General features: G+C 39.8%; 17 protein-coding genes. 10 read left to right on the plus strand and 7 right to left on the minus strand.

Annotated elements, in window-relative coordinates; all coding sequences use genetic code 11:
* Nucleotides 1-15: 15 nt before the first annotated feature.
* Entirely contained in the window at nucleotides 16-231 is a 216-nt protein-coding gene (locus V7K61_RS25530) for a bromodomain-containing protein (protein WP_099101350.1), read from the minus strand.
* Between the two features lie 302 nt (nucleotides 232-533).
* On the opposite strand from V7K61_RS25530, the gene V7K61_RS25535 reads away from it, so the two are divergent.
* The 4 genes from V7K61_RS25535 (at nucleotide 534) to V7K61_RS25550 (ending at nucleotide 1,836) form a co-directional block, all read left to right on the plus strand.
* Entirely contained in the window at nucleotides 534-776 is a 243-nt protein-coding gene (locus tag V7K61_RS25535) for a DUF2281 domain-containing protein (protein WP_257236308.1), read from the plus strand.
* Entirely contained in the window at nucleotides 761-949 is a 189-nt protein-coding gene (locus V7K61_RS25540) for a type II toxin-antitoxin system PemK/MazF family toxin (protein WP_335057702.1), read from the plus strand. Before V7K61_RS25535 ends, V7K61_RS25540 begins: the two co-directional genes overlap by 16 nt.
* Nucleotides 950-955: 6 nt before the next feature.
* Nucleotides 956-1,093 carry a hypothetical protein gene (locus V7K61_RS25545; protein WP_335057704.1) on the plus strand — a complete coding sequence of 46 codons (138 nt, stop codon included), beginning with the start codon at nucleotides 956-958 and terminating at the stop codon, nucleotides 1,091-1,093.
* Between the two features lie 299 nt (nucleotides 1,094-1,392).
* Nucleotides 1,393-1,836: a pyridoxamine 5'-phosphate oxidase family protein gene (locus tag V7K61_RS25550; RefSeq protein ID WP_335057706.1), complete on the plus strand. Its 444-nt coding sequence runs from the start codon at nucleotides 1,393-1,395 to the stop codon at nucleotides 1,834-1,836.
* 90 nt (nucleotides 1,837-1,926) lie between these two features.
* Here the strand turns inward: V7K61_RS25550 and V7K61_RS25555 are convergent, their stop codons facing one another.
* Nucleotides 1,927-2,136, minus strand: coding sequence for a hypothetical protein (locus V7K61_RS25555; RefSeq protein ID WP_335057708.1), 210 nt, complete (start codon nucleotides 2,134-2,136; stop codon nucleotides 1,927-1,929).
* Between the two features lie 247 nt (nucleotides 2,137-2,383).
* Here V7K61_RS25555 and V7K61_RS25560 point away from each other — a divergent pair, with 247 nt between their 5' ends.
* Nucleotides 2,384-2,959: a DUF411 domain-containing protein gene (locus tag V7K61_RS25560; RefSeq protein WP_335057710.1), complete on the plus strand. Its 576-nt coding sequence runs from the start codon at nucleotides 2,384-2,386 to the stop codon at nucleotides 2,957-2,959.
* Nucleotides 2,960-2,999: 40 nt separating this feature from the next.
* On the opposite strand, the gene V7K61_RS25565 is transcribed toward V7K61_RS25560, so the two are convergent.
* Nucleotides 3,000-3,944, minus strand: coding sequence for a tetratricopeptide repeat protein (locus tag V7K61_RS25565; RefSeq protein ID WP_335057712.1), 945 nt, complete (start codon nucleotides 3,942-3,944; stop codon nucleotides 3,000-3,002).
* 242 nt (nucleotides 3,945-4,186) lie between these two features.
* The gene (locus V7K61_RS25570) at nucleotides 4,187-4,579 is read right to left on the minus strand and encodes a hypothetical protein (RefSeq protein WP_335057714.1); all 393 of its coding nucleotides are present in this window, start codon (nucleotides 4,577-4,579) and stop codon (nucleotides 4,187-4,189) included.
* A gap of 428 nt (nucleotides 4,580-5,007) precedes the next feature.
* Between V7K61_RS25570 and V7K61_RS25575 the strand changes: the two genes are divergently transcribed.
* On the plus strand, nucleotides 5,008-5,424 hold the full coding sequence (locus V7K61_RS25575; RefSeq protein WP_322662161.1) for a KTSC domain-containing protein: 417 nt from the start codon (nucleotides 5,008-5,010) through the stop codon (nucleotides 5,422-5,424).
* Here V7K61_RS25575 and V7K61_RS25580 read toward each other — a convergent pair.
* On the minus strand, nucleotides 5,421-7,529 hold the full coding sequence (locus V7K61_RS25580; protein ID WP_335057716.1) for a hybrid sensor histidine kinase/response regulator: 2,109 nt from the start codon (nucleotides 7,527-7,529) through the stop codon (nucleotides 5,421-5,423). The genes V7K61_RS25575 and V7K61_RS25580 overlap by 4 nt on opposite strands.
* Nucleotides 7,530-8,013: 484 nt before the next feature.
* Here V7K61_RS25580 and V7K61_RS25585 point away from each other — a divergent pair, with 484 nt between their 5' ends.
* Nucleotides 8,014-8,499, plus strand: coding sequence for a molybdenum cofactor biosynthesis protein MoaE (locus V7K61_RS25585; protein ID WP_094350603.1), 486 nt, complete (start codon nucleotides 8,014-8,016; stop codon nucleotides 8,497-8,499).
* Between the two features lie 185 nt (nucleotides 8,500-8,684).
* Here the strand turns inward: V7K61_RS25585 and V7K61_RS25590 are convergent, their stop codons facing one another.
* Together V7K61_RS25590 and V7K61_RS25595 are read right to left on the minus strand one after the other, a co-directional pair.
* Nucleotides 8,685-9,095: a VOC family protein gene (locus V7K61_RS25590; RefSeq protein WP_335057718.1), complete on the minus strand. Its 411-nt coding sequence runs from the start codon at nucleotides 9,093-9,095 to the stop codon at nucleotides 8,685-8,687.
* 103 nt (nucleotides 9,096-9,198) lie between these two features.
* Entirely contained in the window at nucleotides 9,199-9,612 is a 414-nt protein-coding gene (locus tag V7K61_RS25595; protein WP_335057720.1) for a GNAT family acetyltransferase, read from the minus strand.
* 149 nt (nucleotides 9,613-9,761) lie between these two features.
* Here V7K61_RS25595 and V7K61_RS25600 point away from each other — a divergent pair, with 149 nt between their 5' ends.
* The 3 genes from V7K61_RS25600 (at nucleotide 9,762) to ssuD (ending at nucleotide 12,811) form a co-directional block, all read left to right on the plus strand.
* The gene (locus tag V7K61_RS25600; protein WP_334899878.1) at nucleotides 9,762-10,517 is read left to right on the plus strand and encodes a dienelactone hydrolase family protein; all 756 of its coding nucleotides are present in this window, start codon (nucleotides 9,762-9,764) and stop codon (nucleotides 10,515-10,517) included.
* A gap of 93 nt (nucleotides 10,518-10,610) precedes the next feature.
* Nucleotides 10,611-11,657 carry a sulfonate ABC transporter substrate-binding protein gene (locus tag V7K61_RS25605; RefSeq protein WP_335057722.1) on the plus strand — a complete coding sequence of 349 codons (1,047 nt, stop codon included), beginning with the start codon at nucleotides 10,611-10,613 and terminating at the stop codon, nucleotides 11,655-11,657.
* Nucleotides 11,658-11,674: 17 nt separating this feature from the next.
* Entirely contained in the window at nucleotides 11,675-12,811 is a 1,137-nt protein-coding gene (gene ssuD / locus V7K61_RS25610) for an FMNH2-dependent alkanesulfonate monooxygenase (protein ID WP_335057724.1), read from the plus strand.
* Nucleotides 12,812-12,930: the final 119 nt, after the last annotated feature.

Genomic DNA, 12,930 nt, shown 5'->3' on the forward strand with positions numbered 1-12,930 from the left:
CCTATATCGTTAGTATTAAACCTTTTCATTAGGCGAAGCTGCATGAGGTAGTATTGATTGATCTTCGTCTAAAGTTGGTGCAGGTACGCCCAAATGCTTCCTTGCAGTTTCTTCAGCAAGCTTTCGGTCTTGTTCGTTCTCGAACTGATTCTCATCTAACAAATGAGGATTTTTTGCTGCTTCGTCTCGGCTTGGCCGATAACCATTTTTCCACCTGTACTTCCAGTCCATAATTTAAAAGACAGATATCCTGCAATTTGGTTTCCTGCTTGTTTATAGTAGACGCTGAATGGAAAGTGATACTCCTGCTATGGGTTGAAGAGGCTCATTCATAGGGTATAATTTTAACATTTTAGGGTAAAAATACTTTGCTGCGTAAATTTTAATACTTTAATACGCAAATAACAGGTCATGAGTGGCGATCGCCAATGTAATAACTATTGTCAAGACGATCTGCGATCGCTACTGGTGTTATATAAAATTTTACAGTTGCAAGGATTTATTTGATTTTATATTTTTATTCAAAAATAGATATGATAAATATTATTTTAGATATTGCCCAAACACATAATCAGACAATTATGCTTAAAGAACAGATTACACAAGAACTAGAAAAATTACCTGAACCTCTGTTACAGGAAATTTTAGATTTTGTTCAATTCTTACAAGCAAAGTACCAAAAAGATAAAATTTTAGAAATCACCATTATGAGTGAATCATCACTGCAAAAAGATTGGTTAAAACCAGAGGAAGATACAGCATGGCAGGATTTGTAAAAGGAGATGTTGTTATTGTTCCATTTCCCTTTTCAGACTTAACTCAGACAAAACGCAGACCTGCTTTAGTTATTGCTACACTTCAGGGGAATGACCTGATTCTTTGCCAAATTACTAGCCAATCAGTTAGTGATATCTATGCTATTGAACTGAATAATAGTAATTTTAGCTAAGGTCGATTGAATCAGCCAAGTAATATCAGACCAAATCGAATTTTTACTGCCGATCGAGAAATTGTTTTATATCAAGCAGGTCAAATAAAACCTGAATCATTACCAGAGGTGATTAATAAAGTTATTGAAATTATACAGTACTAAAGGCTGTAGTTATATGGAGTATTTGACTAAGTTGGACTGATGACAGTTGATTCGGTAACTGGCGGTTGTTTGACAGTTCTACATGGAGTTGGGGCGTCTGATTGTAAAAGTCACTCTCAACCAATATCTCTATAGATATAACTAAAAAAGCTATTTTTATTATAATTACACCTTTAGGCTCACGCAATTGAAACTAAAAAGGTTAATACTGAAAAATAACTGTATCAGCATTAAATCTGGTTGTAATCAAAAATTACAGCCCAGAAAAAATTAGATAAATAGAGAAAAAAGTACAAACAATGACAACTTCTACAGACCGCGATCAACAGATTAAAAAACTGCATGAGCTAATCAAAGATATTGATTATGGTATGTTTACCACAGTCGATGATGATGGCAGCTTGCATAGTTACCCTATGTCAAAGAGTGGTGAGATTAACTCTGATAGTATACTCTGGTTTTTTACTTATGCTGGTTCCCATAAGGTGACTGAAATTGAACACCATGAGCAGGTTAATATTAGTTTCTCATCACCAGAACAGCAGCGATACGTTTCTATCTCAGGTACAGCACAACTCGTCAAAGACCGCAACAAGTTGCGAGAGCTATGGAAGCCGGAACTTCAAACTTGGTTTCCGAAAGGACTGGACGAACCTGATATTGCTTTGCTCAAGGTGAATATTAACCAGGTTAATTATTGGGATAGTGTATCGAGCTTCAAGCCACAAACAATTAGTTTTTAACACCATCACGTCTTTAATTAATAAATAATTCGTAATTCGTAATTCGTAATTAACAATGGAATTACGAATTATTTCAGACTTGTAGACTGATTATTGTAGAGACGGCGATTCATCGCGTCTCTTAACCGAACAGTATTTGAAGTGACTAGCCACCAAAATATCAATCATGGGAGATCGCCTCAAGAAAAGCTTAGGCGTAGCCCGCACTTCTCTACGAGACGCTGCGCGTAGCTTGCTTCCACGTTCGCGGAGCGTGCCGTAGGCAAGTGGTACGACAAGCTCAGTGACCATCGTAGACATCGCTCCATTTGTTTTCATGAAAATATAATGACTAATAAGGAATCGCTTTTGCTTTATAGGATATAGTACATTTTTAGAGATATGAGCAAAAATGAATATAGAGACATAGCACTGCTATCTTTTACAAGAGTTATGGATAACACATATTTAATTTTACTCATATCTCTTTTATGTAAAATCGTAGTCTTTCTAAACGCACAGGAGCGCAGAGTGTTTTGGAAGCAATGTTGTATTTAGGAAGTATCAAATGTCGCACAAACTATTGATTTATTGCTGGCAAAAATGGTTACTTCCCATCTTGATGCCTGCCACTGTGCAAATAGTGATTCTAACATTAGGGGTGTTGAGCATCTTGGGAAGCACTGCTCCTATGAGTCATGCTCAAGCTGTTTTTAGCACTACGCACATCCAGGAGCAACAGACACTATCAAAATCAACAGTGCTAAATGCCACTGTATATCACAGTCCCGATTGTAACTGTTGTGGCGGGTGGATTGAGCACTTAAAGACACAAGGTTTTAAAATCACAGATTTTTCAACAACTGACATCGAAACAGTCAAACAAAAGTACAACGTGCCGGATAACTTGTCATCTTGCCATACAGCAATTGTTAATGGATATGTCATCGAAGGACACGTCCCCGCAGGCGACATCAAACGTCTGCTTCAAGAAAAGCCAAATGTTGTTGGTTTAACTGTCCCTCAAATGCCTGTAGGCACTCCTGGGATGGAAATGGGGAATCGAAAAGACCCGTTTTCTGTGCTTTCCTTCGATCGCAAGAACTCAGTTGCAGTATTCAATAAGTATCCTGGTGAGTCCTGAGTGAATTAAAGGGGTCTTTTAACTCGGAACTCAGCACTCTTTATTTAGAACCAGTTTTGATCGACTGCGACAAATGACTTAACCATCTCCTCAACCAGAAAGTAGATGCTGCGCTTGCAATTTTTTGAGAAAGAAACTCAATGGCATGGTTACAATCTTGCAGACTGGCATCGAGTCCCATTGCATGATAAATTTCGTGAGCATTGCAAAAGGCATTCATCGCTTCTGATTCTCGATTGATTTTTTCTAAGACCAAACCCAAATTAAACCAGGCGTTTGCTTCCCCGTTTCCGTCATCAAGATCCATTCTGATCTCTAATGAATGCTGATAAAACTCTAACGCTCTTTGGTACTTTCCTAAAGCCTTATAAGCACTGCCCAATCCACTCAAGGCCATGCTTTGACTATTGCGATCGCTGATGAATTTTGCCAGCCCTAACCATTGTTGGTAAAATTCAATTGCTAGTTGGTAAGATCCCAATGATTCATAAGTATTGCCCAAACTTCCCAGGCTTATGCATTCCCCAGTCCAATCGCCTGTTTTCTTGGTTATACTCAACCACTGGTGATAGAATTCAATCGCTTGCTCGTACTTACCCAGGTATTCATAAGTATTACCCAAGCTTCCCAAGCAAATACCTTCCCCAGTGCGATCGCCTATTTTCCTGGTAATACTCAACCACTGGTGATAAAATTCAATCGCTCGCTGGTATTTGCCCAGTGATTGGTAAGCGTTACCCAACCCAGATAAAGATTTGGCTTCTTCTAAGCGATCGCCTATTTCTTTAGCTATATCTAACCACTGCTGATAAAACTCAATTGCTAGGTGGTACTCGCCTAGCGACTGGTAAGCATTGCCCAAACTTGCCAAAGAAATGACTTCTGCATTGCGATCGCCTGTTTCTCTGGCTTTTTCTAAGCACTGCTCTTCCAACTCAATGGACTCAATATTATTTAGGCCCCCGGATCTTATTACTTCTGTCATTCTCTATAGAAATTTTTGCTCAATAAGCTGTCGATTATACAATTTTCTATAGCTTTAGCACAGGATAAATGCAACTTATGTCAAAATTTATAAATTATTTTTCAATATCAAGCTTTCTTGTATACTTTTAATACACAGCGATCGCTATGTACCAAAGGCTTTTACTTATCCTTAGTAACAAGCATACAAATATACCATACTAAAAAACTTAGCTTTCTTATAAAGATATAAGACAAACCAAATTAATCAGCAGCAGCATAATCTGGCAATACGTTGAGTTCTAAATTAACGGCACTTAAATAATTTTGATCGTTTAAAACTTGTGATGGTAATTTATCTGCATTCACGGCAGCTTTAACCAAATCTTTCGCAAGAATATTTCTATTTAGAGTTTTAAGTACTAGCGCTTCTCCGCTAGGAATACCATGTTCTTGCAGACCTCCTTGATAAGCAAAAGTGACTAGATTAAAGGGCTGGAGGTAATTCGCAGAAGTCGAGTTAGTGGATAAATTGTTAGAGTTAACAGCTATTGTTTCACTGTTTTTGGTAGTAGCTGTTTGAGCGCCAGCGATTCCAGGTACAAGAGTGATAGAAGCAAAAATCACTGCCAAATTTATTAAGTTAGTAAGTTTCATAAGTTATATTTAGGTAAAATGCAATCGCTATTCCTTAGTAATAGAGTCCTCTTTATTATTAATCTCAACTTCCTTCAGTCAGGTCATCTGATCGGTTGATATATGACTCACCCTTTTGGGTGAGCTAATTGAGTGATATAAACAGCAATAGAGACTCAGTTAAGTCTAGACACAACAAGGATTAGTTGAAATTTTCAAGTACTTATAGGAGAATTCAGGAGTAATATCTATCATGAGTATTTCCCCGAATGTCAGAGAAAAACACTGCGTGCTGCTTTGCTGAAGCGTCTCTACATACCTAAAATTCTCTCTTAGAAGGAAAAACTTGACACTTAAGCGATTGTTTAGTATAAATGTACTATAAAAGCGCTTGATGTTGCATAAAACTTTACCACTCCCGACTACGCCAATAGGAGAGTAGAAAATAAATGAAGCTATCTAAGGTAGACTTGAGCAGTTTAGTAGCGATCGCTCATTCTGATGGATATTTGCAGTTGTTGCTCGATCGAGGCAACGAACTAGAGTTTTTAGAAATTCCGGCACCGATACAAGCTTATGAAGGATTGCAAGAACTCAACGAAGCGATTGCCGAAACGACTGCATTACCCTTTGAAGAAGAACCAATTGTGATGCTACCAGTTGTCTCATCAATGGCTATGGCTGTAGGCTACGATCGCAACGAACAGATTTTGCAAGTTGAGTTTCAAAGTGGAGCGGTTTATCAGTACTTAGGCGTAGACGAGGATACTTGGGAAGATTTACATTCCTCGGACTCAATTGGCAGCTTTTTCAATCAAGAGATTAAAGGTAGATATGACTGCGATCGTCTAGATAATGCAGATTAATGACTAATAACTGCATGTAGGGTTTTCAATAATTCTTGCGTTGTATAAGGTTTAGATAAAAAGGCTGTATACTCAGCCGTTTTATCGAGCGGTACTTGCTCACTTGTTACTAGTCCACTTACAGCAATAATCGGCAACAGCGGATTTATATTTTGCAATGTGCGAATGGTAGTTGCTCCATCCATCTTGGACATCATTATATCAATAATCGCCGCACTAATTGTCTCTTGATGCTCGGTGTAAATTTCTAATGCTTCCATGCCATCACCAGCAGTAATTGCTGTGTAATTATAGTTTTCTAGGGATGTTTTAGTAATTTCCTGAATGGCAGTTTCATCATCTACAACCAAAATGCATTCTCCCGATCCCGTCGGGATTTCTATATCTTGTAACAACTGGATTGGAACTTGATTAACTGCTGGCAAGTAAACCTGAAATTTTGTCCCTTCGCCTACACAACTTGATACAGTAATAAAAGCATCATGTTCTTTAATAATTGATATTACTGTTGATAGCCCAAGCCCTGTACCTTTCCCCAACTCTTTTGTCGTAAAAAATGGTTCAAATATTCTATCTAATATTTCTTTGCTAATTCCCAATCCTGTATCAGCAGCTGTCAAGGTAATGTAAGCACCAACTTTCGCTCCTATATGCATACTTGCATAAATTTCATCAATCCAAATATTCTCGGCAGATATTGTTAAAGTTCCGCCTGTAAGCATGGCATCCCGCGCATTGAGACACAAATTAATGAGTACCTGATGCAGTTGGGTGCTATCAGCACAAATAGGTAACAATTCCTCTTGAATTTCTGTGTACACTGTAATTGATTTGGGAAATGTTTGTAAAATAATTTGCTGTATTTCTAAAATCAAGTGTTTGACTTGAAGCACGGTGTGTTGAGGCGTAGCGGTTTGTCCTTGGATATCGCCTTCGATTCCCCTGGCAAATGACAGCACTTGCTTAACTAAATCAGCACCACGTTTAGCATTGCTTTCTATTATTGATAGCATCTGATTAATTTGTGGTTCGCGGTTTTTTGCTTTGAGCAGATGCACTGACATCAAAATTGGTGATAACACATTATTTAAATCGTGAGCAATCCCACTAGCAAGAGTGCCTATACTTTCCATGCGTTGGGCACGTAAAACTTGTTTTTCTAATTGTTTTTTCTGGGTAATATCAGTATCAATAGCAAGAATTGATTTGACTTGAGAATACTCACCTTCGAGCAGCATCCAGCGACTTCCAACGATCAGTTTCTTTCCAGATTTGCTGGTTTTATGTAACTCACCTTGCCAAAAGCCATTCTTTAAGACAGTTTGATAAATTTCTAAATATTGTGCCAAAGCTTCAGTGGATAAAAGTTCATCGAATTGTTTGCCTATAGCTTCTTCTGACTTCCAGCCATAAAGTTCTTCAGCCTTTTTGTTCCATAATAAAATTTTCTTAGACAAATCTTGCACGAAAATTGCATCATTGACAAGATCCAACAATACTGCTTGTTCGTGAATTTGTTGTTCTACTTGTTGGCAACTGTCCAAAATAGATTCGCTTTGGTGTAATGCTTCTTGTACCTGCTTGTAATCCTGTTTGATGCTTACCAGTTCAACTAAGTTCCGCCGATTCTCTAGTTGTCTAACTATCATGCGGCTAAGAGTTTGCAATGCTTCCACTTGTTGGGGATTGATTTGGTGTGGTACGCGATCGACTATACACAGAGTCCCGATCGCTTCTCCTCCCGGTGCTAACAAAGGAACACCAGCATAAAATCTCGCACCAAATTCAGCAGAAGTAACTAGGGGATTTATCGCAAATCGTTCATCAGCCAAGGTGTCGGGAATAATCAAAACTTCGCCACTTTCCATACAAATCGAGCCGAAACCGTTATTTCGTGGCATTTCCGGTACATCCAACCCCACCTTGGCTTTAAACCACTGACGGTTAGCGTCAATTAGATTAATCAAGGCGATCGGTGTGTTACAAATCTGTGTGGCTAAAAACGCTAGATCGTCGAATGCTTCTTCTGGTGGAGTGTCGAGAATCTCGTACTGATGCAGAGCCTCAAGCCTCGCTGATTCTTTGTTAGACACGAAAGATTTCATTAGATTGTTCCTAACTATTGCTGAATGATCACTTGCCCTCGTGTTACTCATAAACGTGGATTTGTAGCGCTTTCTGTAGGTAAGCATTGCCACCAAATATCACATAGACTTTTGTGGGCAATTCAGCCTTGACTGCACTTGATAGCTCAATCAAATCACCATTGGATTATTCAAATAAGCAAACAAGCAGATAACTTGATTGTTCTAATTATAATAATATATCTTAAGGGGGATAACAGTGAATTTTAGTGATTTTAAAAGATTTTAAAAGATTTTGGTTACAATCATTTTTTGCTAACAAATAAAATTACTTTTACTATGGCAAGAGAATTTTAACCCTTAATTGCTATCCTGATAAGCAACAAAATTTATCAACTTCAAAAATCCTCTTTTGCCCACAAGCATTAACTAAAGCCACTCAAGATAGACTAATAATGCTTTCTTCAGAGACAATAGAAAAAACCTATATAATATCAACGCAGTTATGACAACCACACTTACCTCTGCTGTTAAACCAAGAGCCGAAGATAGTTTTGCCATTACCTTTGCGCCATTATCTCTGGAAGAAATCTACGCCAAATCTGACGATCCAGCCAATGGTGCTGTGGTTGTGATGAGTGGTATGGTTCGCAATCAAACCGATGGTAAACCTGTGATTGCTCTAGAGTATCAAGCTTATGAACCGATGGCGTTGCGGATATTTTATCAAATTGCTGCTGATATTCGCTTATCTATGTCTGATGTGAATCGAGTCGCAATTTATCATCGTGTTGGACGTTTGCAAGTTGGGGAAATCAGCGTTTTAGTAGCTGTGGGTTCTCCTCATCGGAGTGAGGCGTTTGAAGCTTGCCAATATGCTATTGATACCCTCAAACACAATGCCCCTATATGGAAGAAAGAACATTGGCAAGATGGTTCTAGTACCTGGGTGAGTATTGGTGCGTGTGAAACATCAGGAGAAAATTGTTGATTTGAAAAAGAATTCAGGAGTCAGATTGACAAAATCTTGACAAGCATAGGTAAAATTCTATGCTCTTTTTCCAAATGTATTGAACTCATCGACACCACTCACCAGAATCTTGAAAACCGTCATAACTTCTCTACGAGACGCTGCGCGAACGTTGACTGGTGTCGATTGTATTCACAGTAAGGGTTTCAGGCTACAAAATCGATTGTTTGTCGCTGTGCAAAAGTACTCTTAACGAACTCTGCAATCTCTATACGATTCCCACCGGGATCTCGGAGGAAAAACCGCACGCATCCTGGAAGTGGTCGTCGATCGGGAATAATTTCTATCCCATGCTCTTTTAGGTGTTCTTCAAAGGCGTTCAAGTTATCGACTTGGAAACAAAAATGTCGTCTAGATGCTTGGTTATTGGCGTTTTCCTCTCTACTAACGTGCAGTTCAATGTCTCCAAACTTGTACCACGCTCCTGAATCATTTTTGATCACATCAGGTCTGGCAATTTCAGTCAGTCCCAAAACTTCGCTGTAGAAAGATAGCATTGCTTCCTCCACTTCAAAAGGATAGGTTACTTGAATATGATGAATTGCATTAAGCTTCATAAATTTTTCTCCTAATTTGGGTTAAATTTGGTACAGCTACAATCACCTTTTGCCGTAATACTGGCGTATTTCTAAAGTTTTTCTGTTCAAACTCACCAAACATCTATGCGACAAGCTTTCCCATACTGATGCGTTCTTCAATGAGATAGCCAAGTTTTCTATAAAACTCAACTACTTCTGTGTTGGAGACACGAACTTGAAGATTGATTTTGAGGCATCCCATCGCTATCAATACCTTCTCTGCGTGCTGCACTAGCTTGCTACCAACACCCTGCCGTTGATACTGAGGACTGACCGCAACTGTGTATAGCCAACCGCGATGCCCGTCATATCCTGCCATGATAGTGCCTACAATTACAGAGTTAATCTCAGTAACGAAAAACAACTCTGGCTGTACAGCAAGCTTCTGACTGATTACCAATTTTGGGCTGCTGTGCGACGGATTATTAGGAAACACCTCATCCCACAAAGCACTGACTAATTCAGCATCAGATTCTTGATATGGTCTTATATTCATCTACATCTCTAAATCAAAGGACTTGCCTTTGCACATTGTTTGTGAAATACTACTCTTAAACTACGGCAAATCGATATATTTTAAGTAGTATTGTACAAAAATTACCATAAAATATCGCGTCCTGAAAGCAATTACAGGCTAATCCTAAGATGACAAACACAGAAATTCGCACTGCTCAAGTTAAAGTCCCTAACGGGGATTTGCAAATTGATGCTTACTTGGCTGAACCAGCCCAAAAGGGAACCTTCCCAGCCGTTATTGTGATTCAGGAAATTTTTGGGGTTAATATTCACATTCGGGAAGTTGCTGAGAAATTTGCCAAAGAGGGGTATGTGGCGATCGCACCGACATTATTTCAACGCACCGCCCCCGGTTTTGAGGGTGGCTATACCCCTGAAGATGTCCAGCAAGGTAGAGGATATAAAGAGCAGACAACAGCCGATGAAATATTGAGTGATATTAAAGCTGCGATCGCTTATTTAAGAACCTTACCAAATGTGCAAGGAGATGCGATCGGCTCTATTGGTTTCTGTTTTGGTGGTCATGTCGTTTATCTAGCTGCCACCTTACCAGATATTAAAGTTACAGCTTCCTTCTATGGTGGCGGTATTCCCAACTCAACTCCCGGCGGTGGAGAACCAACCATCACCCGCACTCCAGAGATTAAAGGCCCCATTTACGCCTTCTTTGGTCTTGACGATCAGGGAATCCCCTTAGAACATACAGAACAGATTGAGGCTGAATTGAAGAAAAATCAGATTACTCATGCTATCTTCCGTTATCCCGGTGCAGGGCATGGCTTTTTCTGCAATCATCGCGCCAGCTACAATGCCGAAGCTGCTGCCGATGCTTGGAAAAACGTTCAAGAACTGTTCCAAAAGAACCTTCAGCTTCAAAAAGTCTAAATCTTGAGGTTACGAGCAATACAACACTAGAGGCGCACATTTGTGCGCCTCTACGACTAGTCAAAAGCAAATAAAAAACAAAGTATCACGTCCATGATTCCCGCCTTTAACCAGCCACGAGTTAAGATTTTCCAAGGTTTTTCACTATTCCTTTTACCTGGATTATTAACAATCTCAACCACCTTAATCAGTTGCTCAGTCCAAACTCCAAATTCAGAAAGTCAAACCACTGGGTTGAAAACCAAAGTTGTCCGAATGGGATATCAAAGTTCTGGGGATATTTTCAGACTTAAAGGATTGATAGAAAAACGTCTAAAGCCTTTAGGTGTTTCTGTGGAATGGGCGCAATTTGCCGCCGGGCCGCAACTGATGGAAGCGATGAATGTGGGTAGAGTTGATATTGGCTCTGTAGGCGAGACTCCCCCGATATTTGCCCAAGCTGCTGGTACATCTTTAGTTTATATTGCTAGTAATAAGCCCAGTACTGGTAAAGGAAGCGGAATTATCGTTCAAAAGAATTCACCGATTCGGACTTTAGCCGATCTCAAAGGGAAAAAAGTAGTTTTTCAAAAGGGTTCTGCTTCCCATTACTTATTAATCAAAGCTTTGGAAGAGGCTGGTTTGAAATATAGTGATATTCAAGCTATTAGCCTCCCTCCTTCAGAAGCTCGTGATGCTTTTATTCAAGGCAAAATAGATGCTTGGGTAACTTGGGACCCTTATTTAGCCGTGGCCCAAAAAAAGGCCAATGCTCGTGTTTTGCGAGATGCTAGTGGGATTTCTACTCAGGGCGGATATTATATGGCTGCGCGAAAATTTGCCACAGAAAACCCGAAATTAGTGCGATTAGTTCTTGAGGAGATAGACAACACAGGTCAATGGAGTGAGAAAAACCGAGCAGAAGTTGTAAAACTGACTATTCCTCACCTCAAAATTGATGAAGATATTTTAACAACAATGGTTGAAAGGCGAACTTACGGTATAAGACCAATTACGCCTGAAATTATGGAAAAACAACAGAAAATTGCAGATTTGTTTGCCAAAGAAAAAGTGATTCCTAAACCCATCAATATTAAGGAAGCGATGCTGACTAGCGAACAATATGCAGCTATAACACCAGAAACCATTAGCCAGAAATAGCGCCAGGAGATAAGAAAATGGAAGTTTTTTGGTATTTGCCGACACAGGGAGATGAGCGTTATTTAGGTACTACAATCGGCAGGCGACCAGCCACTTATCCCTATATGCAACAAATCGCCCAAGCTGTTGATAAATTGGGCTATGGCGGGATGTTAATTGGTACTGGACAAAAACAAGATACTTGGATTGTAGCTACTTCATTAATTTCAGTTACGGAACGCTTGCGGTTTCTTGTAGCCTTTCGTCCGGCAATTATGTCGCCTTCTTTGGCAGTGAGAATGGCTGCTACTTTTGACCAGATTTCTAATGGTCGAATTATTCTGAATGTTGTCACTGGTGGCGACACAAAAGAACTTGCAAAAGATGGGATTTTCTTAGATCACGATCAGCGTTATGAACTCACAGATGAGTTTTTGACAATTTGGCGATCGCTGATGCAAGGTGAAGAAGTAACCTATAGTGGTCGCCACTTGCAAGTTCAAGGCGCAAAACTCCAATTTCCTCCCGTACAAAAGCCTTATCCCACCTTATATTTTGGTGGTTCTTCAGATGCGGCGCTCCAAGTTGCTGCCAAACACATTGATGTGTATTTAACTTGGGGTGAACCACCAAATCAAGTTGCTCAAAAGATTGCCAAGGTACGCCAATTAGCAGCAGAACAAGGTAGAACGGTACGTTTTGGGATTCGGATGCACGTTATAGTCCGCGAAACTACGCAACAAGCTTGGGATGCAGCTAATGAACTGATTCAGTATGTCGATGATGAAAGCATCGCTGCTGCACATCAGCGGTTTGCTCAATCTGAATCAGAAGGACAACGCCGCATGGCTCAACTGCATAAAGGTAATCGCAAAAACTTAGAAATTAGCCCCAACTTATGGGCAGGTGTGGGCTTAGTGCGTGGAGGTGCTGGGACTGCCTTAGTTGGAGATCCAGACACAGTTGCAGCGCGAATGCTGGAATATGCCGATTTAGGAATTGATACCTTTGTTTTCTCAGGGTATCCCCATCTCGAAGAAGCCTATCGAGTCGCAGAATTACTGTTTCCTCGCTTACCAGTGCAAACCCCAAGCATTGCATTACCGCAGCAGGTTGCAAGTACATTCAGTGAATTTGTTACCAAAACAGATTTACTCAAACCCCAAGCTGTGTAAGCAATTCAAAATTCAAAAAATCATGAGTACGAAAAAACCTCAACTTAGACCGCCTAATTTTTTCTAAAGCAAGTTTTGCAGCAAAAAGGCTCAAGCATTCCTGCCTGAGCCATAACTAA

Source organism: Nostoc sp. (assembly GCF_036918015.1).
Lineage (GTDB): Bacteria > Cyanobacteriota > Cyanobacteriia > Cyanobacteriales > Nostocaceae > Nostoc.